Below are 25695 nucleotides of genomic sequence, written 5' to 3' on the forward strand. Positions count from 1 at the left end.
ACCGTAGGATAGCAAGGGATAAAGAGCAGCTAGGAAGTGCCTACCCTGATTGGACACAGACACTTACTTTGGGACGGGTGTTTGCCAGTTAAACTGACACGTAGGGTAGAAGTGAGAACAAAGAATTGATTTACTGATTAGTACACGTCTCCAGAAGGAAGCACCAACCCTTAAAGGCTGATGAGAAAGGGGGCAACCCTGCTGGCGTTGAATAGGATGAACTCCCTGCAACAGCCACTACAGTACTAAGTTCAGCTAGCCTTACAGAGGGTAGACTAGTTCTTTATGATTTGTTTAACGCCCTGGCTGCTAAGGTGTTTCGGTTTTATGGCTCTTCACCTCAAGAGTGCAATGAGGTTCTGTAAATCTTTATAAGGAAGTAGGGTTTATGACGGCGCGGTTACTTTTCTGTCTATTCTTATATCAGCGTCATTTGAACTGGTAACGGGGCACAAAAAAGCAGCGGCTAAGAGCCGCTGCCTTTCCCATAGCATCCTATTGCTAACTCTTTACTGTATTAAGAAGCGTAGCCTTTGCACATGGCTGCCCGTAGCAAGGTTAACTAGGTATAAGCCTTTCCTCAGGCCTAGCTGTCCAACTTCTAAGTTAACTTCACCGGCGGTATTATCTACTACTCTGGAGTACACCACCCGCCCGTTTAAATCCACTAGTTGCAAGGTACTTTGGCTGATGGAAGCGTTTGAAGGATATTTAATGGTCACCGTCCCTTGCGTAATAGGGTTAGGAAATATGCTTAGTGCGCCATGTGAAATAGCCTTGGCCGTTTTCACGGAGATCACTTTAGAATACTCCTGATCCTGGTCAAAATCAATCTGGTTGAGTCTATAGTAATAAATACCCGCCGGTGCCTGACCGTCTTTGAAGAAATAGGTTTGCAAGGTGTTGCTGTTGCCGGTGCCTTTTACTTCGCCAATTTTCACGAAGTTCTTACCGTCTATGCTGCGCTCTACCTCAAAGCGATCATTGTCTATTTCTGTGGCGGTAGACCAACGTAGGTGCACCCCGTCAGGTTGAGCCACGCCCTCAAACTGGACTAATTCTACAGGCAATGGATTAGGAACTACGGTGACCGGCATGGTGCGGACGTTTGTTCTGGCACCTAAAGGCAAGGAAGGATCTGTCACTTCTACACGCATGGAGCCACTACCATTCCCTACTTTCACGGTTACTGTATTTGTGCCCTGCCCTCCCAAAATCTGCCAACCAGGTGAAGTGCCTAACGCATCATTAACATCTGGCACCCCCCAATTATAAGTTAACTGAGGCCGGTCAGAATCTTGGGGAATAGTATACTGCACAATGTCTCCAGCCATGGGCGTACTTAAACCAGAAGCCAAGGCAATCTTTTTGGGTGTAAAGGCTGCCAATTTTGCACTAAACCCGCTTTTACAGCTTGAAACATCAATTAGAACCGGAAAAAACTTCTCATTTCCCCCGCCACCGCCATCGCCGCCTGCCCGTACTGCCAGCTTAAGAGAGTTAAGCAAACTAAACTCATATAGGCTCATGTCAATAGTGTAGATGTTATTATTAGGCAGGGCGGCTCCAGATTTGAATTGGCTTTTTTCATCTATTGATACCAGTTTGACGCCATAAAAAAGGTTCTGATTCTTATTAGTGACATTGGTCCCATTTTGAATCTCAAAAATGAGCGAGGATGGAGATTTAAACGATACTCCGGAGGATACAACTCCTGCCCCATCGGGCATTTGACAGCCTAGATAATCCATACCAGCGTTTTGGTAGTAATTCACTACTTTAAAGGTGAGTCTGATGTAGTATTCATTCAACACAGACGCACTCAAATAGTAAACATCAAAACCTGAACTATTCTTACCAGTAGGGGGCACAGTCCCCGCGTATGATCTAAAAATAGTAGTTGAGCTGGGACATTGTGCAAAGGATGGGTGAGCAAACAGGAATACGAATAGGGTAATTACCCAAGAAAGTAATAATTTTCTCATGATGTAAGCGGGTAAGCAGAAAGTAGGAAGGATACTAAGGCATAAAGTACTGCTGAGGAAGCAGGTAAGCGGAGCGGCATTTCTTACGCAAGAGATGGTAAGAGGAAAGCGTAATTTTACAACATGTCTAGCACCTGCCGGGCAGATACAAGGGAGCGCAATGAACGAATAACACGTTTTTTCTGGACTACATTGCAAACATCTGCCGGAGGGGGAGTATGGCAGTAAGGAGAGGTTTATCTAGCCTGATTAGTTATACAGGCGCTATTGGAATCACTAGAAGATTACTTTCTAATTTCTCCCAAATAAATCATATACATTCCTTAACGTATTACTATTAAAGCAGTTACATATATTTAGATTCCTTTTTAAAATAGGCTTCTAAGAAATTAAGCACTTTTATCATTATAGGAAAGGAACTCATCTTAATGGCTTGTTTGCCAATTATCCTCCCTCCTCCATTCTATGCTGCAGGCTAAATTTAAAATTTAGATATACCAGGAAATTATATAATGCTTCTTATAAATGTTTTATCCCAATAAGCCCCAAATATTCCATGAAGGGCTGGTTTGGTATGCTTCTACTCTTGACGGACGTCTAGTATCTATAAAATAAAAGCAGCGGCCAATGGCCGCTGCCTTTCCCTATAGCATCCTACTGCTAGTATTAAAAAGTACTTAGGTCATAGTTTATCTTTTCACCACTCTCAGGAAGGTATTCACCTCTTTGCCGGTAAGTTTCAAGAGGTAAGTACCGTTGGCCAAAGCGGTCAGGTCCAGGGTGTGAATGTGTCCGCCAGGCACTTCTTGGGTTTGAACAACATGGCCGTCCAGAGACAACACCTGTATCAGTACCAAAGCATTGCTTAGGTGGGCAAAATCCAGTTGGACTTTGTCTGTGGTTGGGTTGGGATAGGCTTTCACGGTAATGGAAGTAGGAGCGGTTCCTTTCACCTGCACAGAAATCACTTTGCTGTACTCAAACTTGCCGTCATAATCCACTTGTTTCAAGCGGTAGTACCCAATGGCGTCTAGTGGGCTGGCATCCTGGAAGGTATAATTCATAACCATGCTGCTGTTGCCAGAGCCTTTCACCTTGCCTATGACATTGAAGTTCTTGCCGTCTGCACTTCTCTCTACCTGAAAATACTCATTGTTGATTTCAGTGGCAGTGGTCCAGTTTAAGATTACCTGATTTTTCTGAGCCTTGCCAGTGAAGCTTACCAGAGTGACTGGCAGCGGATTGATGATGTCTGCCGCGGCATTTGCAATGGAAGTCAATACATAGTTAGCTCTTTGCAAGCCAGAGAGTTGCGCGCTCGTAAAGTCAAAGACTACGGGCTTATCTTCTCCCATGTCTGCGTCTATAAAGTTTGCTTTTCCTGAAAAGCTCACATCATCCGCTCCCACGCGTCCGTTTATCGTCACTGAGGTAACTCTGGCAATGGTGGTGCCGTCCCAGAGCTTATCTTCTGCCGTGAAGGAACCTGTCACTGCTTTAGGATTAATGCGCATAGCCATATTCACCGGGAGCGTAAAGGTATAATTACCAGCGTCCGTTCCTCCGTGCGTTAATCCGGCAAGAGTGACTACTCTGCTGCCAGCGTCTTTGCTGTCACAAATACCACTTGCTGTACCCACTAAATTCAAGTTGTCTCCAGCCACCATGTTCACAAAGGCGGCCGTACCAGTAAAGCCTAAAACATTTGCTATACCATCATACTCCTTATCATTGGCAGTTAGGCCATTAATAGTCAAAGGTCTCTTAGTAATGGTGCCCGTAGCTGATACCGGAGTGGTAGGCAATACGTAATTGGCTGCTTTTGTGCCACTGATAGCTAAACCTGCAATAGAAATGGGTTTGTTGGTTCCTGCATTCTTATTATCAAATTTGGCAGACGCATAGGTGATGGTAATATCATCTCCGGCAATCCGGTTGTCAGAGAAACTAACAGAAGCCACATCATCACCATCATACACCTTATTTGCTCCACTGGCAGACACGGCCAAAGATCTGGCAGTAACCCTAATATTGGCGTAAGCCGTGTTGGGTGAGAGATCATAGTTGTTCTTATCTGTAGAACCTATGGACAAGGACAATGGAATTGCCTGGTATTCGCCTACATTCACGTTTATTAGGCTGAAATTGATGTAAAGGCTTACAAAGTCTGGTGAAATTACGCCTGTCAAGCCTCGGGTGGAAATGGTTACGTCTGGCGTGCCACCATACTCAATAGTGTAATATGCTTCTACTATGGGTGTAAGCACTTTAGGAAGAATTTTGGCGCTCAGGCCGCTAGGTGAAGTCAAGTTGAGGGAATAATTTCCTGCGTGTATACCACCCAGGCTTCCGTTGTTATAGGCTACCGGAATTGGATCTACCGGGTCATTTTGGTTTTGTCTGTTTACCCTGGCAGAAGCAAAGGTTCCTGTTCCATCCCATACTACTACGTCACCTGCTAAAACGCCAGTCAAATCTCCCTTAATGACCGCCGCGGTGGTTCTGTCATAGATTTTATCTTGAGCTTTCACGTTGGCAATGGTAAGGCCTCTTGGCGTAATGTTAGCCTTTAATCCAGTAGGAATATTCAAAGTATAATTACCTGACTTGGCTCCAGTCAAGCCACCTGTGAAGGTGACCTCTATACCTGTTCCAACATTAACAGATGCAAAGGTGCCTGTTGGGGTATAGGAGACTACGTCACTGCCCGCCAAGCCTGTTAAATTTCCGGTGATGGTAGCGGCATTCGTTTTATCGTAAGTCTTAGATTGCGCCACCGGGCTAGTGATAGAAAGGGCCTTTCTAAGGATGTCTGCTTTTATGCCTGTGGGCTGCGTAAGGACATAGTTTCCGGCATCTCCTCCAGCCAAGGTGCTGGTAGAGTTTACCGTGATGCCAGTGCCTGCATCTGGCGAGACGAAGTTGGCTACCTTACTCAGGGTTACGGCATCTCCAGAGATCACTCCACTCATAGAGCCATTCAATGTGGCACTTGTGGTTGCATCATACACTTTGTTATTGACACTCGCAGAAAGAATAGTGACTGGTTTGGCCGTTATGGTGGCGGTAAGGCCGGTTAACTGGCTAAAAGTATAATTACCGGCATCTGTTCCAGTAAGGGCGTTTCCGGAGACACTTACAGGTTTATTCACTCCCACTGTCTTGTCTGTAAAGCTGGCGGTAAGCAGGTTAGGGTTAAAGGCCACATTATCTCCACTGATTACCCCCGTGAGTACTGGAGTTCCTTGTAGCTTAGCGATAGTGGTTCTATCATACTCTCTACTAATAGCTGTCACTCCAGAAACAGTTAAGCCTTTTGGAGTAATATTAGCGGCCAAGCCTGTAACCTCTGCTAAATCATAATTGATGGCTCTAGAACCGGCTAGGGTACCTGTAACCGTAATTGGTTTACCTGTTCCTACATTTTTATTGTTGAACGCACCCACCAGGCTAAGGCTTACGGCCCCAATATCCTCTGACTCTACTCCGGTTAGTGCCCCATTTACCGCGGCGTCAACTGTACCATCATACTCTTTGCTTTGGGCCGTAGGACTAGATACACTAATTGGCTTAGGAGTAATAGTGGCAAACAAACCACCAGGCTGCGTGAGTAGAACATAATTCCCAGCATTGGCTCCGCTGATGGTAATGTTAGGCGTCACTGAGCGGTACCCTACCGTAGATGATTGAAAAGTACCTTTCCCAACCAAAGTCACCACATCTGGTGCTATCACCCCATCCAAGGTTGCGGTAATGGTAGTGGCTCTATTGGCATTATAAACCTTGTCTTGAGCAATTGCATTTACCACTGTAAGTTCTTTGGGCGTGATGTTGGCCTTTAAACCCGCGGGTTGGGCAATGCTATAATTGCCAGCGTCAGCACCGGAAAGGGTACTCGTTACACTCACCGGGATGTCAATTCCTACATTCACGGAGTTAAAAGCACCTGCATGGGCTACAGCCACTTCATCCTCTGAGATTACTCCCACCAGGTCACCTGAAATTATTGCTGCATTGGTCCGGTCATACACTTTGTCATTGGCCGAGGCATTTGCCAGCGTTAGCGCTTTTTTGCTAATAGTGGCCGTGCCTGAGGCCTCGGCTCCGGTGGGAATCTCATAATTATCCCGATCTGTGCCTACAAACGTGATGCCTGAAACTGTGACGGCATGGGTACCCACATTTTTGCTGGCGAAGGTAGCATCACCATATTCAACTCCCAGGTTGTCACCCGCCAGGATATTGGTTGAAATAGTTGCGGACGCATTGGTGGTGCCATCATAATCCCGGTTTTGAGCGTGCACGGTGAGCACAACTGCTCTAGGAGCAATATCTGCCGTGGTAGTGGCTGTTGCGTTTACGGTGTAGTTTCCAGCATCTGCTCCTGATAAGCCAAGGCCTGTCACCGTTACCATCTTGCCAGTGCCTACATTCTCATCTTCAAAAGAAGCAGTGCCACCTACCAAGGAAACAACGTCATTCCCAATCTTTCCCTCTAGGCTCTTAGAAGAGATAGACCCCGTAGTAGTTTTATCATACACTTTGTTACCCACGGTCACCACACCTGTAATGGCAAGCGGCGTTATTGCACCTTTTACATTGGTAGTGAGCGTATAATTTATCTTGTCATTGCCGGTGAGCGCCGCAGTTGGGTTAGTAATTAAAATTGCTTTGTTAACTCCTACTGTCTTGGTGTCAAAAGCGGCAGCCATTGAAGAAATGTCCACCGAAATATCATCTGTACTTATGGCATCAGGCAAAGAAGGCGAACCTACCAGGGCAGCCATGGTTGAACCATCATATACCTTAGTTTCAGCAGAAACGCCACTAAGGCTTAACGCTTTTCTAGTGATGGATGCCACCGCCGTGGTTGAGGTGTTGAACAAAGTATAGTTAGTGGCTCCGGCTCCGGACATTGAAATTCCAGTAATTGAGACGGTTTTACCTGTTCCAGCGTTTTTATCTGAAAATTCGGCGGCACCATAGGATAGAGAAATAATATCTTCCCCAATTTTGTCTGACGCAAGAATGGCTGTGGTGGCAGTGGTGCCATCATATGTTTTACCCGAGGCGGTGGCAGTTACTTTAAGTGGTCTTGCCGTGATGGAGGCAGAACCTGTAGCAGAAGTAGTAGAAAGGGTATAATTACTCCCCTGCCCTCCTGCTGCTATGGAAATACCAGCAACAGTTACCACCTTATTAGGCCCAACGTTCTTATCAGCAAAAGTGGCACCCGTAGAGGCAAGATTTACCACGTCACTCCCTAATGCATTATGAGACAGGGAAGCATTAGCGGAGGTTGTGCCGTCATAAACTTTATCCTGGGCTGTAACAGTAACGGTTAAGGCTTTTTTATTGATGGTTAGTCTTACAGCGGTTCTAGAGGGGCTCACAAATCCACAGCTGTTCCTGGCCTCCGCGTAATAGGTATACGTAGAACCGGCAGCCGTTACGGTGGGCATGTAGGACGTGGTATTGGATATCAGCGGCGTACCCCCTGTTGCAGAAGCATACCAGGTAATGCTTTGCCCAGTGGCAGCAGAAGCCGTTAAAGCCGGATTAGCAGTGCCGTAAGTTATTGTTTTATCTCCACCACTGATGGGTGCGCTTGGTGCTCCGGTTACACTAAAGGAGGTAGAAAAAGTGGAATTATTGCCATTTGTAACTCTAATATACCTTCCACTGCCAATAGACTCATTCGTTAAATTAAATGAGGCAGAACCTCTACCAGGGTTAGAACTACCGTTTCCGGTTGTTATAGTAGCAGTAACAGACTGAACTACTCCAGCACCTGCAGCATTTCCATCAGTTACGGCTATGGCATAAGTGTTATTATTCCCCCCGCCCGTGATGGTCACTGTCATGCTATTGCCTACACAGAAAGGCCCGGCAGGTGAAAAGGTCACCGTCTGTGCTTGCACAAACGAAGCAGACAATAGAAAGAAAAACAGAAGAAATAGGGCTTTGCCGTAGCGGAGAAATGAATTTTGGGTAATGTAAAAAAGAGATGGCAGACGGGTGCCTACCCATGAAAGTAGAAGTTTTTCCATGACTGTACTTAAAAAAAGAGAAAGCGTGTAGGAAGCAGTAAAGCAGACACCTGTACACAGGCGGAGGAGGCGCAATAGGAATCTTACTATGTAGTCTGAGTAGCCAAAAGGCTATGCCAAACCAAGAGAATTATGGAACGGAGGATTCAGGAGAGAACCTTTAAAACTTGCTAACCTGGTGGGGAGTCAGGCTATAGGCAGCAATCCATCAACACGTGTGCAAACTTCACAACGACCAAGGCTCTGAAAGAAGAAATAAGCTAAACGGCACTCAAAATAAAGGAGAATAATACCAACTAAGACACTGGCTGGCACATCTTATAAATCCCTAACGGCAATCTTGCAACACAGTTACAATCATCTTAATTTTTCTTTATTAAATACAAATAATAAAGATTTTATCTCTCTTTAAGTGCAAATAATAATAAATATCACTAGAAAAACCCTATAACCCGTTTATTCAAAATTCTACTTGGCTATTTCCTTGGCTTTATAAGATTTCGACCACCTTCTACCCCGAAGCCATCCTTTGAACTACGCTATTCCAAGAAAAGAAACAGCAAAACCACCTATCATCCCATGGTAAGAGCCTAGTTCTTGCACTATAGTGTGGCAAGAAAACCTTATCTTTACTAAACTTAGCCCCGTGGCAACGGCCACCGGAAGAAGTAACTAGATAAAAAGATAAATGAGCGTTACATTCGATGATTTCAACCTGCAGACCGATTTGCTGGACGGCATACGGTCTATGGGTTACAAACAAGCCACTCCCATTCAGGCACAGGCCATTCCGCATATACTAGAATCAAAAGACCTGATTGCCTGCGCCCAGACCGGTACCGGCAAAACGGCCGCGTTCCTGGTGCCTACCCTCAGTAAGATCGCCGAGGCCAAATTTGATTTCACCAGCACCTTAATTTTAGTACCTACCCGTGAACTGGCCAAACAGATAGATGACCAGGTAGAAGGCTTAAGCTACTTTACCGGTGCCACCTCCATTGCCATTTACGGCGGTAACAACGCCCAGAACTGGGACCAACAGAAACACGCCCTCACCAGCGGCGCAGACATCATCATCGCCACGCCCGGCCGTCTCATCGCGCACATGCAGATGGGGTACGTGAAGCTAGACCAACTCAAGTATCTCATTCTGGACGAAGCCGATAAAATGCTGGACATGGGTTTCATGGATGACCTCATGAAGATCATCAACCAGCTGCCCAAAGAGCGCCAGACCCTGCTTTTCTCGGCTACTATGCCACCTAAAATCAGAGAGTTTGCCCGTAAGATCCTGCAGCAGCCAGAAGAAATAAGTCTTTCTATTTCTAAACCCGCCGCCAACATTGACCAGCAGATTTACCTGGTGTATGACCAGCAGAAACTAAAACTGTTGCAGCATATCTTAAAGGACGCCGAAGTACAGACCATGATTTTGTTCACTTCGCGCAAGTCTGCCGTGAACGAGATTGTGCGCGCCCTGCAGAAAATGGGCTTTGAGGCCGAGGGCATCAGTTCAGACCGCACCCAGGACGAGCGCGAGGCCACCTTGCAGAAGTTCAGAAACAAGCAGCTACAGGTACTGGTAGCCACCGACGTAATGTCCAGAGGCATTGACGTAGACAACATCAGCCACGTAGTCAATTTTGACGTGCCGCAGGACGCCGAGGACTATGTTCACCGCATTGGTCGTACGGCCCGCGCCGGTACCAAAGGCATGGCCATCACCTTCGTGAATGAGCGCGACCAGGAACGCCTGGTAAAAATTGAGAAATTGATTGAGCGCGAACTGCCCAAGCTTACCTTGCCAGAAGCCGTTGGCGAGAGCCCAGCCTATGACCCCGTTGGAAACCGCAGCAAGTTCAGCCGTGACAAAGGCGGCCGAGGCGGAAGCCGTAGCGGAGGCGGGCCCAGAAGAGAAGGTAGCACCGGAGGTAGCGGGGACCGTAACCGAAGCCAAAAGCCAAGAGGCGAACGTCCAGCCGCAGCTGCTCCGGCAGGTGAACGCCCCTCGCAAGCAAACCAGGCCACCGGAACCCCAACGTCGGCTACCGGTGAGGTAAAGAAAAAGAAACGCCGTAAAAAGCCATTCAGACCAAAGAACACTGAAGGCGGAACTTCCTCTGCACCTGCCACCCCGGCAGCAGAATAGAACAGGTTTCATCTAAATAATAGAAGTGGTCGTTTTTGGCCTGTTTTCTAGGAAACAGGCCAAAAACGACCACTTCTACTTTAGCTCAAATGTTAGGCGAAGAGACCTTCCCTCAGAAACTGTCCAACCAGAAAGGAAACCAAAGAAAGAGGTTGATGAAGGCGATGCGTCAGGATTGGCCAAGAAAACTTTGGTGCTAGCCATAACCTGATCAGCGTTTCATCCTAAAAGCCCTGGGCCCGTTTTTGGCTTGTTTTCCGGAAAACAAGCCAAAAACGGGCCCAGGGCTTCAATACAAAATTTGCCGTAGAATGAAAAATCCATCAAAGACGCTTCTAAAACCAGCAAAAGACTGGCAACTGGAAACTGTCGTTTTTAGGCTGTTTTCCAGGGAATAGCCCAAAAACGCGTGGAGCACTGGTCTTAAGGGTATAGAATTATCTGCTTAATAGAAGCCCTACCCCAAACAGCAACACAAAGATCAGGGTAGACATAGCCATTTGCTTGAGCAAGGGGTCTAACTCTACGGCAGCCTGCCGGCGCTGCACTTCACGGCCGTTATAGAGTACAAGAGGAAGAGCGGCGACAAACAACCACTTCCAGAGAGACAATTCTTCGCGCTGCAGAACAAACAACACCGCGCACAGAATACCGCCCACCAACAAAAACCAATGGTAGCGCCTAGCCCTGGTTGGCCCCAGCCGCACAGGTAGGGAACGCTTGCCGGCCAGTTCATCTGAGGCAATGTCCCGTATGTTGTTCACGTTCAAGACCGCCGCCGAAAAGAAACCCAGCGTAGAAGCGGGCAGCAGCATCTCAGAGAAAAAGCGTTGGGTTTGCAGAAAGTACGTGCCCATCACCCCCACCCAGCCAAAGAAGAAGAACACCGATATATCACCCAGACCGGCGTAGCCATAAGGTTTCTTGCCGTTGGTGTAACTAATGGCTGCCCAGATGGAAGCTAACCCTAGCAGTAAGAAGAAGAGGAACAGGTAAATGCCTTCGGTGCCCAGGGCTATCCAGAGCAAGGCAATGCCAGATACCAAAGACAGCAAACTGAACACGCCAATGGCGGCTTTCATCTGAGAGGCCGAAATATGACCTGCCTGTACGGCGCGTTTCGGTCCCTGGCGGTCTACGCTGTCGGCGCCGTGCTGGCTGTCTCCGTAGTCATTGGCCAGGTTGGATAAAATTTGCAGGAACAAGGTGGTGAGCACGCATAACAACAAAACAGGCCACCTGGAAAGATGGTCTGCCGCCGCTAAAAATCCGCCCATGCCTATGCAGGAAAGAGACAGGGGCAGCGTCCGTAATCTGAACGCCGACACCCATGTACCCACCGCAGGCCGTTTTTGGCCTGTTTTTTCAGAATTCACTCAAAAACGAGAATTAGCCGTTGATGTCTCTGAGCAACTCTTCGCTCAACGGAGACACTTTAGAAGGATAGAATTTCACTAAATGGCCTTTCTCGTCAATCAAGTACTTGCAGAAGTTCCAGCTAGGCGCCTGGTCATTAGTACCGTTCACGCTTTTGTCAGTCAACCACTTGTAGAGCGGTTGCATGTCATCGCCTTTCACAGAGGCTTTAGAGAACATTGGGAACGTCACCCCGAAGTTCTTCTGACAGAACTGGGCAATTTCTTCGTTAGTCCCTTTTTCCTGACCGCCAAAGTTATTGGCCGGGAAACCCAATACCACTACTTTGTCACCGTGCAGTTTGTGTAGCTTCTCCAGGTCTGCGTATTGCGGCGTGTACCCGCACTCAGAGGCCACGTTCACAATCAGGAGCTTTTTGCCTTTGAACTTATCCAGAGAGGTAGGCTTACCGTCAATGGTGGTCAAGGGAATGTCATAAATGGATTTGGCAGCGGCTTGTTCCATAGTCGTTTTTTCAGTGGTGGACGTCCCGGACACCGGTGCGCTTGGCGTGGCGCAGGCCCCCAGAAACAAAAAGGATAATATGTACAATAGGTTGAACATGGCAGTGGTTTTTTCTTGTGTAACCTGTAATCTAGTATTTTGTTTCAAACTAAAGACTGTCGTTTTGGACGGCCTACATTCTGTCTGGCACCGCTATTCCCAGCAGAGCCATGGTCTGCTTCAAGGTCTTGGCCACCTGGCGGGAGAAGGCAATTCTAAAGCTTAACACCTGGGCATTGCTCTCCTGGAAAATGGGCACCTCTGTATAGAATCTGTTATACGCTTTTGCCAAATCAAAGGCGTATTGAGCCACTATGGAAGGGGCATAGTTGCGAGCCGCATCTTCCACCACCTGGCCAGCCGTATTCAACAAGATCAAGGCGTCGCGCTCGGTTTCATGCAACACTTCTATTGCAGCAAAATCCTGAGTCTCAGAAGAAATGCCCAGTTCGCTTGCTTTGCGCAGAATGGCGGCAATACGGGCGTGCGTGTACTGAATGAACGGACCCGTGTGGCCTTTAAAGTCAATGGACTCCTCTGGATTGAAGAGCATGCGTTTCTTAGGATCTACTTTTAGCAGGAAGTACTTTAATGCGCCCATGGCCAGGGTGTGGTACAACTGCTCTGCCTCTTCTTTGGAGAAGCCGTCAATCTTGCCCAACTCATTGGTCTTCTGACGAGCGGTTTCAATCATTTCGGCCACCAACTCATCTGCGTCCACTACCGTTCCTTCTCTGGACTTCATCTTGCCGCTTGGTAAATCCACCATGCCGTAAGACAAGTGGAAGATGCCGTCTGCGTAAGGTTTGCCCAGTTTCTTGAGCGTAGCTTTCAATACCTGGAAATGGTAGTTCTGCTCATCTGCCACCACGTAGATAGACTGATCATAATGAAAGTCCTCATATTTAAGCTCAGCGGTGCCCAGGTCTTGGGTGATGTACACCGAGGTGCCGTCAGCTCTCAATAAGAGTTTTTCGTCTAAGCCTTGATCCGTCAGGTCTACCCAGACAGAACCATCCTCTTTCTTAAAGAACACGCCCTTGGCCAAGCCTTCCTCCACGCGGTCTTTGCCCAGCATGTACGTGCCCGACTCATAGTAGAACTTGTCAAAGTCTACTCCAATGGTGCGGTAGGTACTGTCAAAGCCGTCATATACCCAGCCGTTCATCAGCTTCCAGAGGGCAATGGTCTCTGCATCGCCTTGCTCCCATTTCTGAAGCATCTCCTGGGCCTGCAGCATCAAAGGCGCCTGCTTTTTAGCTTGCTCCTTGTCCATGCCCTGGGCTACAAGGTCATCTATCTGTTTCTTGTATTCCTGGTCAAACTTGACGTAGTACTTGCCCACCAGGTGATCGCCTTTCATGCTGGCAGTTTCTGGGGTCTCGCCGTTGCCAAACATCTCATAGGCAATCATGGACTTGCAGATATGAATGCCGCGGTCGTTGACCAGGTTGGCTTTTACTACCTCATGGCCTGCGCCTTTCATGATTTCGGCCACAGAGTACCCCAAAAAGTTGTTCCGCAAGTGGCCCAGGTGCAAAGGCTTGTTGGTATTAGGCGAAGAATACTCCACCACCACTTTCTGTTTTTGGCCTGATTCCCCAAAAACACCAGAAATTCCAGCTACCTGCGCCGCAAACATCTCTAGCCAGACCGCGTCATGAATTTCCAGGTTCAGGAAGCCTTTGACCACGTTGTAGCCAGCCACCTGCGGGGCATGTTCTTGCAGGTAATCGCCCAGGGCCTGCCCTATCTGTTCAGGGCCTTTGCCCAGGGCTTTGGTCAACGGGAAGGTGACAAACGTAAAAGTGCCGGCAAACTCCTTACGGGTAGGCTGCAAAGCAATCTGCTCTGCCGGTAAAGTGTGAGAAAAGGTATGTTCCAACGCCTGGCTCAAGGCCTGGGCTATCTGTGATTCAAGGTTTTTCATACTATATATAAAGCGGTACAGAGGCTAGGCTTCTTTGGAAAGACGCTCTAAAAGACCTTCTGTGGTATGTTCTAAGATTTCAAACGCATTGTTGGCCATGGTGTTCTCTGCATCCAGAGTAGGGTTGATCTCCACCATCTCAAAGCATACTACGCGCGGGTCGCTAACCAGGGCTCTGCAAAGCTCCTTGGCCTGCTTTACGTTCAAGCCCACCTCTACCGGAGTTCCCGTGCCTTTAGAGAATTTGGAGTCCAGGCTGTCCACGTCAAAAGACACATAGATAATGTCACAGTCTTTGAGGCGGTGCAGGGCTTCCTGGGCTACCTGCTCTATGCCTTTGGCCAGCACCTCGGGGTAGGTGAAGTTCTTGATGTTGTGCTTGTCAAACAGGTATACCTCGGGCTTTTCATAGCTGCGGGTCACAATGTACACCACATGCTCATGTTTCATTTTGGGCCGCTCGGTGCCAACCTTCTTCAAAGACTCCCAGAAGAAGATGGTCTCTGGTTCTGGGTCGTTCACTTTGCAGTCCATGTTGTCTTCATGCAGGGCGGCGGCCAGGGGCATGCCGTGCATGTTGCCAGAAGGCGTAGTGTAGGGCGAGTGGATGTCGGCGTGGGCGTCTACCCAGATCACGCCCAGCGTCTTGTCTGGATACGTAGCCTTGATGCCCGCAATGGTGCCACCGGCGTTGGAATGGTCGCCGGCCAGTACCAACGGGAACATGCCCAGTTCAAACGTCTGTTCTACCGTGGCACTTATTCTTTTATACGTCTGTAAGATGCTGTCAATGTACTTGGCATGCGGAAACAGGTTCTTTTCAAAGAGAACGTCGTTGAGGTTGGGAACCTCTACCGTGGTAAACCGTTGAAAATAATCTGACTTTTGATTGAGGCAGGCAATTTTGAGCGCGTCTACTCCTAAACTGGCCCCACGGGTGCCCGCCCCCAGCTCTGATTTCACCTCAATTAGTCGTATTTTTTTCATAGCAAAAAGAAACCTGGTTTTTGCAAAGATGGTAATAAAGACCCAATTTCGCACAATTTCCCAGCTGGGGAAGCAACAACTAAATAATGGATAAATACACCGACCTCATACACCAAACCTTCGATTTCCCGACCGAGGAATTTACGGTACACAACAACGAGCTGTCCTTCAACGGCATTCCCATGATGGAACTGGTGAAGCAGTACGGCACCCCACTCAGACTTACCTATCTCCCCAAAATCAGCTCCCAGATTCAGAAGGCCAAAGTGCTCTTCAAGGAGTCTATGGAGAAGCTGAATTACCAGGGTACTTATACCTACTGCTACTGCACCAAATCCAGCCATTTCTCCTTCGTGCTGCAAGAAGCGCTAAAGAACGACATCCACATTGAGACGTCTTCTTCCTTTGACATGCCAATCATCAGGGCTTTGTATGAGCAGGGCAAAGTGAGCAAAGACATTTTTGTGGTTTGCAACGGCTACAAACGTGATCTGTACCGCAACTACATCACGGGAATGATCAATGACGGTTTCAAGAACGTGACACCGGTGCTGGATGACTTGAATGAGATTGACCATTACCAGGAAAAGGTAGAAGGCACCTGCCAGGTGGGCATTAGACTGGCCTCTGACGAGGAGCCTAAGTTCCAGTTCTACACCTCGCGGTTGGGCATCAACTACAATGACGTGGTGGGTTTGTATGAGAGCAAGATTAAGGATAATCCTAAGTTCAAGCTCAAGATGCTCCATTACTTCATCAACACGGGCATCAAAGACACGTCTTATTACTGGTCTGAGCTGAGCCGTTTTGTGCACAAGTACTGCGAGATGAAGAAGATCTGCCCAGACTTGGACACCATTGACATTGGCGGCGGCTTCCCTATCAAGACCTCCATCCAGTTTGACTACAACTACCGCTACATGATTGAGGAGATCCTCAGAACCATCCAGCGTATTTGTAAGGAAGAAGGCGTAGCGGAGCCCAACATTTTCACCGAGTTTGGCATTTACACCGTGGGCGAAAGCGGTGCGCACATTTATTCCATCCTGGACACCAAGCTGCAGAACGACAAGGAGCTCTGGTACATGATTGACGGCTCTTTCATCACCAATCTGCCAGACACCTGGGCCTTGAACCAGCGCTACATCTTAATGGCGCTTAACAACTGGGACAAAGACTACCAGCGCCTGAACCTGGGCGGCTTGACCTGCGACAGCCAGGATTACTACAACTCAGAGATGCACTCGTTCCAGGTGTTCCTTCCTAAGGTGCAAAAAGATCAGCCTGAGCCGCAGTACATAGGTTTCTTCCACACGGGTGCGTACCAGGAGAGTCTGAGTGGGTACGGCGGCATCAAACACTGCCTCATTCCCAGCCCTAAACACGTGTTGATCAACAGGGAAGAAGACGGCACTTTAAAATCATGGGTGTTTGCCGAAGAGCAGAATGAAGAGTCTATGCTGAAGATACTTGGCTACAAGTCTTAAAAATAAATTCATATTTTCTGCTCAAAACCTGACACAAAAAGAGTAGCTTTGAAGTAGAATACCCAAGACTTTGTTTTTTAACGCATTTTATGAAGAAGTTATTCCTGTTAGCCGCCTTTGGAATGTTTGCTTTTGCTTCTTGCAAATCTACTTGCCCTGCGTACGCCGTAAAAACCGACCGTGCCGCAGACCAGAAGGTATTGGTAAAATCTAACCACCAAGAAGCCGCTGCCGCCCAAATCAACGGCTAGTCAATTTACTTGACGCAAAGAATTCAAAGGACTGAGAGACATCTCAGTCCTTTATTTTTGTCCCTGTGCCAAGATGAGATGGGCGGCTTCTGCCAAATCTTTCACCTGCATGGCGTATGTATCTAGGGCATGTTGTTCCCCTACCAGTATCCCCTTCACGCCCACTTTCTGAGCGGCCTGCATGTCTCTGAGCTGGTCTCCCACCATCCAGCACTGGGCAGGATCCAGATTGAATTTTGCCATGGCTTTTTCCAGGAGCAGGCTGTTTGGTTTCCGGGCCAGGGAGGCAGACACGGCGTCATGGGCCGGCGCCATGTACAAGGCATCTAACAGACCACCACTGGCTTTCTGCAGTTTCTCATGGCAGGCCACCACGTCTTCTTTGGTGTAAAGTCCTTTGGCTATGCCGCCTTGGTTGGTGATGACAATCAGGTAGTAGCCGTGTTCCTTTAACAGAGTCAGGGCCCTTGGCACGCCGGCGCATATCTCAAAGTCCTCCACTTTAAACGTATACGCTCCTCTTTCCACGTTCAGGACTCCGTCTCTGTCTAAAAATACCGCTTTGGCCATTACTGCGTGCGTTGCTTGTACAAGCCAAAAATAAAGATTTTGTACAAGTCCACGCGCCCCAAAACCGTTTTTGGCTTATTTTCTCTAAAATAGCTCCAAAACGGCAGGGCCATTCTCCCGTAAGAAAGCACACTTATTCATTCTTTCCCCCGCATGAGAGTAGCTATTATTGGAGCAGGCATATCTGGGTTGGCATTGGCTTATTACTTACAAAAGCTGGGGGTGCGCTATGACCTGTTTGAAGCGGGGGAACAGGTGGGCGGCATGCTCAAGAGTTGCCAGCAGGGTCCTTACAAATTTGAACTGGGGCCTTCTTCCTTACATCTCACGCCAGAGCTGGAAGAACTGTTGCAAGAGCTAAAACTGCAGGAAGAGAAAGTAACACCTCCCGCCTTAGAGGCACACCGCTACATCTTAAAGAATGGTAAATACCAGAAATTGCCTATTTCTCCACTGGGTATGCTGTTCCATCCTTTTTTTGACTGGCGCACCAAACTCAGGATTGCCCGTGAGACCCAGTGTGAGAAAAAGGAAGTGAAAGAAGAAACCCTCTCTCATTTCTTTTCCAGACGTTTTGGCCAGGAGGTGGTGGATTACCTGGTGAAGCCCATGGTGGCAGGCTTTTACGCCGGCGACCCAGACCAGCTGCTGCTGGAGAAAACCTTTCCCTTTCTTCAGAAGCTGGAGCAGGAACACGGCTCGGTCTTGAAAGGCTTGGTGCAGGCCCCTGAAATGAAACGCAGGCCCGTCTTCACGCTCAAATCTGGGCTGGCGTCTTTGTCTGAGGCCATTGCCTCTAAACTGATCTCCCTGCACCTGGGCCAGAAAATAGAGATGGTGCACAAACTTCACGGCAAGTACCTGCTCAGCATCCAGAACGATGTGGAGGGCCTAAGCGATGAAGAATTTGACGCCGTGGTCATTGCCTTGCCCGCCCATCCCGCCGCCGACTTGCTCAACTACGTAGCTCCCGGCCTGTCTGCTTCCTTGTTCAATGTGACCTACGCGCCCATGGCAGTGGTGCACACGGCCTATCGGCGGGCAGATGTGAAGTTTCCCTTGAACGGGTTTGGGGCGCTGCATCCTAAACGAGAGAACACGTTCACGTGTGGCTCTGTCTGGACCAGTTCCCTGTTTCCGCATGCTGTGCCAGACAAAGAAGTGTTGTTTACTACGTTTGTGGGCGGTATGCAATGGAAAGAGCACCTAAACCTGCCCAGGCAGGAGATCATGGAGAAGGTACACGCAGAGCTTGCGGCATTGTACGGCATCTCTGCTAAGGAACCCGTTTTCCAGCACTACCACCGTTGGGCCAAGGCACTTCCGCAGCCAGACATTTTCATCCAGGACGTGCATACTTTGGCAGAAGCATTGGAAGAAGACCAGTTGTACTGCTGCGCCAACTGGGTGGCCGGCCCCAGCGTGTCTGACTGTATCTCGTTCGCTAAAAACATGGCCCATAAAATTAAATCGCAGCGCCCCTCCTTCTAATATATTCGCATCGGCTATATTTGAAGGATGAAAGAGTCTGTGGTAGTCATTCCTACCTACAATGAGATAGAGAATATTGTGGCCATCGTCCGGAAGGTATTTTCCCTGCCCCACCCTTTCCATGTCTTGATTGTAGACGATGGCTCTCCAGACGGTACCGCCGAAGCTGTGATGCACCTGCAGGCCGAGTACCCGGACAGGCTTTTTCTGGAGCAGCGCAAAGGCAAGCTGGGCTTGGGCACCGCCTACATTCATGGCTTTAAATACGCCCTCAAAGCCGGCTACCAGTACATCTTTGAGATGGACGCCGACTTTTCCCATAACCCCGATGATTTGATTGCCCTGCATGACGCCTGCGCTGTGGATGGGTTTGACATGGCCATCGGGAGCCGGTACAGCAGCGGCGTAAACGTGGTCAACTGGCCCATGAGCCGCGTGCTGCTTTCCTATTTTGCCAGCCGGTACGTGCGCCTGGTTACGGGCATGCCCATTCATGATGCCACCGCCGGGTTCAAGTGTTATTCCAGAAAGGTGCTGGAGACCATCAACCTGGACCGTATTCGGTTCATTGGCTATGCCTTCCAGATTGAGATGAAGTTCCTGACCTATAAGTTTGGATTTAAGATAAAGGAAGTGCCCATCATTTTCACAGACCGCGCCAAAGGCCAGTCCAAGATGAGCAAAGGCATTATCAAGGAGGCGTTCCTGGGCGTAATTCAAATGAAACTAGACAGTTACTTCAGGCATTTCACGCGCTAACACCTTTGGCCGTTTTTGGCCTGTTTTCTGGAAATAAGGCCAAAAACGGCCACCTGGCTCTAGGCTGGCTCTGGGTTTTCAGAACTTTACCGCTTATCTTCACCCATTGCAAACAACTGTTAGCATTGCCCAAAGGCTTCATGGCTTGTGTTGGTGGCTGCTGTACAGCAATTCTTTACATGAATGATAAAAACTGATATTCTTTTTTGGGTAGGATTTAACATCTTTGTTTTGATCTTGCTCGCGCTGGACCTGTTTGTGTTTCACCGCAAGACCCATGTGGTGAAGATGAAGGAGGCCCTGGGCTGGAGTTTGTTCTGGGTAGCCTTGTCTTTGGCGTTCAACGTTTTAATCTACTACTGGAAAGGCCCCGGCCCCGCGCTTGAGTTCCTGACCGCCTACCTGATTGAGAAGTCCCTGAGCGTTGATAACTTGTTTGTGTTCATCCTCATCTTCGGGTATTTTAAGGTAGAGCAGCAGTATCAGCACAAAATCCTCTTCTGGGGCGTTCTGGGTGCTTTGTTCTTTAGAGCCATCTTTATCTTGGTGGGTGTGGCCCTGCTCAACAAGTTTCACTTCATTGTCTATATTCTGGGCGCTTTCTTGATGTACACCGGCTTTAAAATGGGTACTTCGGGAGACCAGGATGACATTGACCCAGAGGCTAACCCCGTGGTGAAGTTTGTGAGCCGGTACATGCCCGTGACCAACCGCCATTTTGGTTCTAAGTTCTTCGTGAAGATAGACAAGACCGTTTTTGCCACGCCGCTGTTTCTGGTCTTGATTATGGTGGAAACCACAGACATTGTCTTCGCGGCAGACTCCATTCCGGCTATTCTGGCTATCTCCAAAGACCCGTTCATCGTATACACCTCTAACGTGTTTGCATTGCTGGGTCTGCGGGCCTTGTATTTTGCGCTGGCGGGTATCATGCAGCTGTTCCATTACCTGCACTACGGCCTTTCCCTCATCCTGATTTTCATTGGCGCCAAGCTGATTCTCTCCAACTGGTTCCATATCAATATGGTCATTGCCTTGGGTGTAGTAGCCTTCATTTTGGTAGGTTCCGTAGTGCTTTCGCTCCTATTCCCTAAAAAGGACAAACAACTCCCAGAAATACCTCAGCAAGAAGACCAAGCTTAGTTCTTACCATATCTTTTGAAACCACCGAGGGCGCTTCTGTCATGACAGAAGCGCCCTCGGTGGTTAATGCCTATAAGTGTCCGATTGGTGTACGCTGTGCTAGATTTCTGAACTTGGCGTGTGTGTGCACTGAACCAATCCAACGCCGAAGGATGAAACGAGACCGCCGTTTTTGGGCTGTTTCCTGGAAAACAAGCCAAAAACGGCGGGTTATGCTTCTAACTACAGCCGGTGGTTTAGTCTAGCAGGTCAATAGGGGCCAGCTGGAGCGTGTCCATGATCATGGTTGTATCTGGCTTAATCTTGATGATGAAGTCAGCCGCACGTCCTTTCAGGTTCACGTGGGTAGACATACCGTTGTAGTCATTGGCAGAAATCAATCCTTTCTTGAGCATGTTACCGGCTATTAGCTTAAAGAAGTAACGCGGGTAAGACCGCAGGTTGCCATAAGGATCAAAGTACGTTCTGTACATCTTAGGCTTGGGCACAATGCTGGCCAGGAACATGCCTTCCTCCAGGGTCAGCTGGCTAGGCAACTTCTGAAAATAGAACTGAGCTGCTTCTTTGGCGCCGTAAATGCCGGGTCCCCATTCAATGATGTTCAGGTACACCTCATACATCCGTTGCTTGTCACTGAGTTTCAGGTTCTCTATCAGCCAGACAATGAGCGCCTCCTCCACCTTGCGCGTGATAGTCTTCTTCCGGGTCAGGAATACGTTCTTCACTAACTGCATGGAAATGGTGCTACCACCCCGCACAAACGACTTTTCCTTGATGTTGGTGATCAAAGAATGACGGAAGGCACCCTCATGAAAGCCCTTGTGGGTAAAGAACCGGGGGTCTTCGGCGGTTATGATGGAGTTCTTTAAATAAGGCGAGATCTGGGCATACGGCGTGTACTTGGCATAAGACGGCCCCACCGGGAACGTGCGCAACACTTTCCCATTCTCATACACCGTATGAACGAACTCCTGGTTGATCTTTCTGAAGTCCTGCGCCCCGAAGTTGGTGATACTCAGGTTTTGCGCGTCCAGATCTGAGTTAAAGGTAAGGCTGTCCACCTGGGCCATGTCCACGAAAAAATCCATGTGGTATTTAAAACTACCAGTGGCCTGCATGCCCTGGAACGTGTCAAACAACCCAGGAGGCATTGACTGGAACAGATCATTGGCCGGTATATTGGGCGAATCAATCTTTATCCCAATCTTTCTATTAGGCCTTGTTTCATACGTGATCTGCGGATAAAAAACGGCCTTGTTGATCCTTACCTCAGAGAGGGTGTCCAGGGAATAATAGTGATCTCCCAAGGTGATGACGTACTTGAGGGCGCCATCCTTTACAAACACGTCCTCGTCGGCAATCTTGGGGTGGTTGAGCACCAGGCTGTAGCCACTAGACTCGCCTCTAACGGTGAGGTTGCCATTCTTAAACTCCTTGCCAGTGATACTCACGCTCAACGTGTCAAACTTAAGCGTGGCTCCCCATTTACGTTCAATATAGGGCACCTCAATTCCACCGGGTGCATCGCCATACATTTTAGCTGACAACAGGTAATCATCTGGGTCTACCACTCCCTTTATGTTCATGGTATTGGTAACAGAGTCTGTAGCGATTACTGCTTTAGACAAGATCACCCCGTCTTCTATGGTAAGCGAAGGAACCTTCACACCAATGAATAACCCTTCATTTCTAAGCGAAACCGCCAGTCTTTGAAAGTTTACGCCGTCTGGCACGTTCTCAAAAACGGTCTCAATAAGCCTGTTCAGAAGAATGCCATAGTTGGACTTCTTAACGGTGTCTGCGGTTGCCGCCTGCGTAGGCTTCTTTTTTATCAGGAAAGAAAAGTTATCTGTGGCCCCTTGCTTGATGGCGTCAATGGTACCGTTGGTTACATTAAACTGCTTGAAGACCAAACGTCCCAAAAACAAGGACCTAAAGCTCACGGTTGCCTCTACGCTGTCAATCTGCAGTAACTTTGGTTGGTCAATGGGCAGGAATTGAATGTCCTGTACCATCACGGTATTCAAATCCAGGAATTTGGCAGACCCTATTTGCAGCTTGGCCGGATACTTTGCCTCTACCTTTTGGATGACCTTGCTCACGGCAAACTGCAACAAGCGTTCACGGTTTAGCAGAAAAACACCGAAGGCTATGAGAAGGAGGGTGAAAATACTACCAAGCCAAATGAAAAGCTTCTTCTTGTTAAATGGTTTACGCTGTATAGTGTCAGACAAGGCTAGAGAAATTATAAATGAACTTATTCCCTAAAGGGAAGCTACAAAAGTAACAGTTTACAGTTGGGAAGAAAACACTCTCTGCAGGTGCGTAATACGTGTGTCCCCGAAATTTGTTCAATTCTTGATCTTCCGCGAAGAAAGGAAAGAATACCTTTGGCCTTCATGCAAATACGGACAGTTCATAGAACATGATTATCTTTGGCACAAACACCTACTCCATATGACCTTTTCTCCTTTAACCGCTATTTCGCCAGTTGATGGCAGATATCATGCCCAAGTACAAGAGCTGGCTCCCTTCTTTTCTGAGTTCGGCTTGATACGGTACCGGGTTTTAGTAGAGATCGAATATTTTATCTCTCTGTGTGAGTTACCCCTTCCTCAATTACAAGGCATTGATGCCACGCTCTTCCCTGCCTTACGGAAAATTTACACTGACTTTACCGAAGAGGATGCCATCACCATCAAAACCACTGAAAAAGTAACCAACCATGATGTCAAGGCGGTAGAATATTTTATAAAGGAGAAGCTAGAAAGCCTAAGTTTAGGTAATTATGTGGAGTTCGTGCATTTTGGCCTTACCTCACAAGACATTAACAACACCGCTATTCCCATGAGCCTGAAACAAGCCATGAACCAAGTCCTGGTGCCGGCTTACTCCAAAATAGTAGAAACCTTAAAGGAGTTAGCTATTTCCTGGAAGGAGATCCCCATGCTGGCGCATACTCATGGCCAACCAGCATCCCCCACCAAATTAGGCAAAGAGATTTATGTTTTTGTAAACAGGCTGGAGCAGCAACTGTCTTTACTGCAACATGTGCCCTATGCTGGAAAATTTGGCGGTGCCACCGGTAATTTCAATGCGCACCATGTAGCCTTCCCTAACATTGACTGGATCCAGTTTGGCAATACATTCCTAGCCGATAAATTAAAACTTACCCGTAGCCAGGTTACTACCCAGATAGAACATTATGACCATCTGGCCGCTCTGTTAGATAATATCAAAAGGCTCAATATTATATTGATAGACTTTGCAAGAGATATTTGGCAATACATCTCCATAGGCTACTTTAAGCAAAAAATCAAAGCAGGAGAAATTGGATCCTCTGCTATGCCGCATAAAGTAAACCCTATAGATTTTGAAAACGCTGAAGGAAACTTAGGGATGGCCAATGGTATCTTCTCTTTCTTATCTGAGAAGCTGCCCATTTCAAGATTACAAAGAGACTTAACAGACTCAACCGTACTAAGAAACCTAGGCGTTCCATTTGCCCATTCATTAATCGCCCTCAAATCGCTACAAAAAGGAATTGGCAAATTAGAGTTAAATGAGCAGACCTTGCATAATGACCTAGAGGAAAACTGGGCTGTTGTAGCTGAAGCCATCCAAACCATATTAAGAAGAGAAGGATATCCAGCTCCTTATGAAGCATTAAAAGAATTGACTAGGAAAAATGAGAAAATAACGAAAGAAGCTATAGCCCAATTCATTCAAGGATTAAATGTAAGCGAGGAAATCAAGGAAGAGTTAAACCAAATATCCCCGCAATCATTTACTGGAGTACTATTATATTAAAAGTTTAGCAAGTAGAATAATAAATAAAAGGAAGAGGCCGCAGTAGATACTGCGGCCTCTTCCTTTTATTTATTATTCTATCCGAAAGAAGGCTTTACTCCCTTGAAAGTATCCCCTATTACAATAAGACCCGATATAATAACAGGCTGCCCCTAAAATTGGGATTATAATTTGGGTGATTAACAACCAACTTGTTGTATTGAAAAAAACAAAGTTGACTAAAGAAGAGGGCTTTAGATAAAAATTAAATCCTCTCGCTGCTGCCACATGGAGCAAGAGGCCCCGCTGCTTTCGGGGTGGTGTTTCCAGCGGGGGAGGACACATTCCCCATTCCCCTGTTTCCCGTTACCTACGGCCCTGGGGGAAGCCGCTGCCACGGCTCCCTTTCCCATCCAGGAGCCGGGGAGGCGGTCGGCGGTATTTGACACGGCCTTCCTGCCCGTTCGCTTTAACGCAGAAGACCCCGCCTGCTTGCGCGGGCGGGGTCTGAGGATGGGGTTGGCGGCTACCTACTCTCCCGCGTGTGACCGCAGTACCATCGGCTCGGCGGGGCTTAACTTCTCTGTTCGGAATGGGAAGAGGTGGACACCCGCGACATAGCCACCATTATCTTTCAGTATCTCTACTGCTAATGATGTGGGGACGTTCGTTTGTCATATTGGGTCGAGAGAAGGGTCACCAGGGTACGCGCTTTGGGGCGCGGAAGCCTCCGGGCAATTAGTACGGCTCGGCTGTGCTGTCTCCAGCTTTACACCTGCCGCCTATCGACGTGGTCGTCTCCCACGGCCCTTGAAAGATATCTCATCTTGGGGTGAGTTTCGCACTTAGATGCTTTCAGCGCTTATCTCATCCGAGCGTAGCTACCCTGCGCTGCAGCTGGCGCCACAACAGGTCCACCAGAGGCTCGTCCATCCCGGTCCTCTCGTACTAAGGACAGGTCCCCTCAAATATCTAACGCCCACTACAGATAGGGACCGAACTGTCTCACGACGTTCTGAACCCAGCTCGCGTGCCACTTTAATGAGCGAACAGCTCAACCCTTGGGACCTTCTCCAGCCCCAGGACGTGACGAGCCGACATCGAGGTGCCAAACCTCCCCGTCGATATGAGCTCTTGGGGGAGATCAGCCTGTTATCCCCGGCGTACCTTTTATCCTTTGAGCG

The 25695-nt window shown here is 48.2% G+C and carries 15 protein-coding genes and 2 rRNA genes (1 of these 17 running past the window's edge); 7 read left to right on the forward strand and 10 right to left on the reverse strand.

What is annotated here, in order from left to right; genetic code table 11:
* Positions 1 to 509 precede the first annotated feature (509 nt).
* Positions 510 to 1826, reverse strand: coding sequence for a T9SS type A sorting domain-containing protein (locus GU926_RS06270; protein ID WP_160690079.1), 1317 nt, complete (start codon positions 1824 to 1826; stop codon positions 510 to 512).
* Positions 1827 to 2674: 848 nt separating this feature from the next.
* Positions 2675 to 8035: a YDG domain-containing protein gene (locus GU926_RS06275; protein WP_317165642.1), complete on the reverse strand. Its 5361-nt coding sequence runs from the start codon at positions 8033 to 8035 to the stop codon at positions 2675 to 2677.
* Between the two features lie 688 nt (positions 8036 to 8723).
* Here GU926_RS06275 and GU926_RS06280 point away from each other — a divergent pair.
* Positions 8724 to 10184, forward strand: a complete 1461-nt coding sequence (locus GU926_RS06280; protein WP_232058450.1) for a DEAD/DEAH box helicase — start codon at positions 8724 to 8726, stop codon at positions 10182 to 10184.
* 437 nt (positions 10185 to 10621) lie between these two features.
* Here GU926_RS06280 and GU926_RS06285 read toward each other — a convergent pair whose 3' ends face one another.
* The 4 genes from GU926_RS06285 to GU926_RS06300 all read right to left on the reverse strand — a co-directional run bounded on the left by GU926_RS06285 (position 10622) and on the right by GU926_RS06300 (position 15021).
* Complete coding sequence (locus tag GU926_RS06285) at positions 10622 to 11560, reverse strand: 1,4-dihydroxy-2-naphthoate polyprenyltransferase (RefSeq protein WP_160690083.1); 939 nt, start codon at positions 11558 to 11560, stop codon at positions 10622 to 10624.
* Between the two features lie 13 nt (positions 11561 to 11573).
* The gene (locus GU926_RS06290; RefSeq protein ID WP_160690085.1) at positions 11574 to 12164 is read right to left on the reverse strand and encodes a glutathione peroxidase; all 591 of its coding nucleotides are present in this window, start codon (positions 12162 to 12164) and stop codon (positions 11574 to 11576) included.
* A 73-nt stretch (positions 12165 to 12237) separates the two neighbouring features.
* Positions 12238 to 14034: an arginine--tRNA ligase gene (gene argS / locus GU926_RS06295; protein WP_160690087.1), complete on the reverse strand. Its 1797-nt coding sequence runs from the start codon at positions 14032 to 14034 to the stop codon at positions 12238 to 12240.
* Between the two features lie 24 nt (positions 14035 to 14058).
* Positions 14059 to 15021 carry an arginase gene (locus GU926_RS06300; protein WP_160690089.1) on the reverse strand — a complete coding sequence of 321 codons (963 nt, stop codon included), beginning with the start codon at positions 15019 to 15021 and terminating at the stop codon, positions 14059 to 14061.
* Positions 15022 to 15107: 86 nt separating this feature from the next.
* On the opposite strand from GU926_RS06300, the gene GU926_RS06305 reads away from it, so the two are divergent.
* Positions 15108 to 16508 carry a type III PLP-dependent enzyme domain-containing protein gene (locus tag GU926_RS06305; RefSeq protein ID WP_160690091.1) on the forward strand — a complete coding sequence of 467 codons (1401 nt, stop codon included), beginning with the start codon at positions 15108 to 15110 and terminating at the stop codon, positions 16506 to 16508.
* Positions 16509 to 16597: 89 nt separating this feature from the next.
* Positions 16598 to 16759 (forward strand): hypothetical protein, encoded by a 162-nt coding sequence (locus GU926_RS06310; RefSeq protein ID WP_160690093.1) that lies wholly within the window; start codon positions 16598 to 16600, stop codon positions 16757 to 16759.
* Positions 16760 to 16810: 51 nt separating this feature from the next.
* On the opposite strand, the gene GU926_RS06315 is transcribed toward GU926_RS06310, so the two are convergent.
* Positions 16811 to 17329 (reverse strand): D-glycero-alpha-D-manno-heptose-1,7-bisphosphate 7-phosphatase, encoded by a 519-nt coding sequence (locus tag GU926_RS06315; RefSeq protein WP_160690095.1) that lies wholly within the window; start codon positions 17327 to 17329, stop codon positions 16811 to 16813.
* Between the two features lie 153 nt (positions 17330 to 17482).
* On the opposite strand from GU926_RS06315, the gene hemG reads away from it, so the two are divergent.
* From hemG to GU926_RS06330, 3 genes are all read left to right on the forward strand, one after another.
* The gene (hemG, locus tag GU926_RS06320; protein ID WP_160690097.1) at positions 17483 to 18820 is read left to right on the forward strand and encodes a protoporphyrinogen oxidase; all 1338 of its coding nucleotides are present in this window, start codon (positions 17483 to 17485) and stop codon (positions 18818 to 18820) included.
* A 27-nt stretch (positions 18821 to 18847) separates the two neighbouring features.
* Positions 18848 to 19579, forward strand: a complete 732-nt coding sequence (locus tag GU926_RS06325; RefSeq protein ID WP_160690099.1) for a polyprenol monophosphomannose synthase — start codon at positions 18848 to 18850, stop codon at positions 19577 to 19579.
* A gap of 183 nt (positions 19580 to 19762) precedes the next feature.
* A complete protein-coding gene (locus GU926_RS06330) occupies positions 19763 to 20722 on the forward strand; it encodes a TerC family protein (RefSeq protein ID WP_160690101.1) in 960 nt (319 codons plus the stop codon).
* 236 nt (positions 20723 to 20958) lie between these two features.
* On the opposite strand, the gene GU926_RS06335 is transcribed toward GU926_RS06330, so the two are convergent.
* Positions 20959 to 22839 (reverse strand): biosynthetic peptidoglycan transglycosylase, encoded by a 1881-nt coding sequence (locus GU926_RS06335; RefSeq protein ID WP_160690103.1) that lies wholly within the window; start codon positions 22837 to 22839, stop codon positions 20959 to 20961.
* 340 nt (positions 22840 to 23179) lie between these two features.
* On the opposite strand from GU926_RS06335, the gene purB reads away from it, so the two are divergent.
* Positions 23180 to 24532, forward strand: a complete 1353-nt coding sequence (purB, locus tag GU926_RS06340) for an adenylosuccinate lyase (protein WP_160690105.1) — start codon at positions 23180 to 23182, stop codon at positions 24530 to 24532.
* 496 nt (positions 24533 to 25028) lie between these two features.
* On the opposite strand, the gene rrf is transcribed toward purB, so the two are convergent.
* Positions 25029 to 25140: ribosomal RNA gene (gene rrf / locus GU926_RS06345) — 5S ribosomal RNA — on the reverse strand.
* Between the two features lie 89 nt (positions 25141 to 25229).
* A 23S ribosomal RNA gene (locus GU926_RS06350) occupies positions 25230 to 25695 on the reverse strand; it runs 2428 nt beyond the window's last position.

The sequence above is a fragment of the Nibribacter ruber genome (assembly GCF_009913235.1).
Classification (GTDB): domain Bacteria; phylum Bacteroidota; class Bacteroidia; order Cytophagales; family Hymenobacteraceae; genus Nibribacter; species Nibribacter ruber.

Coding starts and splice junctions, on each gene's coding strand:
- GU926_RS06300 (WP_160690089.1), bottom strand. CDS start 15,021: ATGAAAAAAATACGACTAATTGAGGTGAAATCAGAGCTGGGGGCGGGC.
- GU926_RS06325 (WP_160690099.1), top strand. CDS start 18,848: ATGAAAGAGTCTGTGGTAGTCATTCCTACCTACAATGAGATAGAGAAT.
- GU926_RS06275 (WP_317165642.1), bottom strand. CDS start 8,035: ATGGAAAAACTTCTACTTTCATGGGTAGGCACCCGTCTGCCATCTCTT.
- GU926_RS06315 (WP_160690095.1), bottom strand. CDS start 17,329: ATGGCCAAAGCGGTATTTTTAGACAGAGACGGAGTCCTGAACGTGGAA.
- GU926_RS06290 (WP_160690085.1), bottom strand. CDS start 12,164: ATGTTCAACCTATTGTACATATTATCCTTTTTGTTTCTGGGGGCCTGC.
- GU926_RS06280 (WP_232058450.1), top strand. CDS start 8,724: ATGAGCGTTACATTCGATGATTTCAACCTGCAGACCGATTTGCTGGAC.
- GU926_RS06310 (WP_160690093.1), top strand. CDS start 16,598: ATGAAGAAGTTATTCCTGTTAGCCGCCTTTGGAATGTTTGCTTTTGCT.
- GU926_RS06330 (WP_160690101.1), top strand. CDS start 19,763: ATGATAAAAACTGATATTCTTTTTTGGGTAGGATTTAACATCTTTGTT.
- purB (WP_160690105.1), top strand. CDS start 23,180: ATGACCTTTTCTCCTTTAACCGCTATTTCGCCAGTTGATGGCAGATAT.
- hemG (WP_160690097.1), top strand. CDS start 17,483: ATGAGAGTAGCTATTATTGGAGCAGGCATATCTGGGTTGGCATTGGCT.
- GU926_RS06305 (WP_160690091.1), top strand. CDS start 15,108: ATGGATAAATACACCGACCTCATACACCAAACCTTCGATTTCCCGACC.
- argS (WP_160690087.1), bottom strand. CDS start 14,034: ATGAAAAACCTTGAATCACAGATAGCCCAGGCCTTGAGCCAGGCGTTG.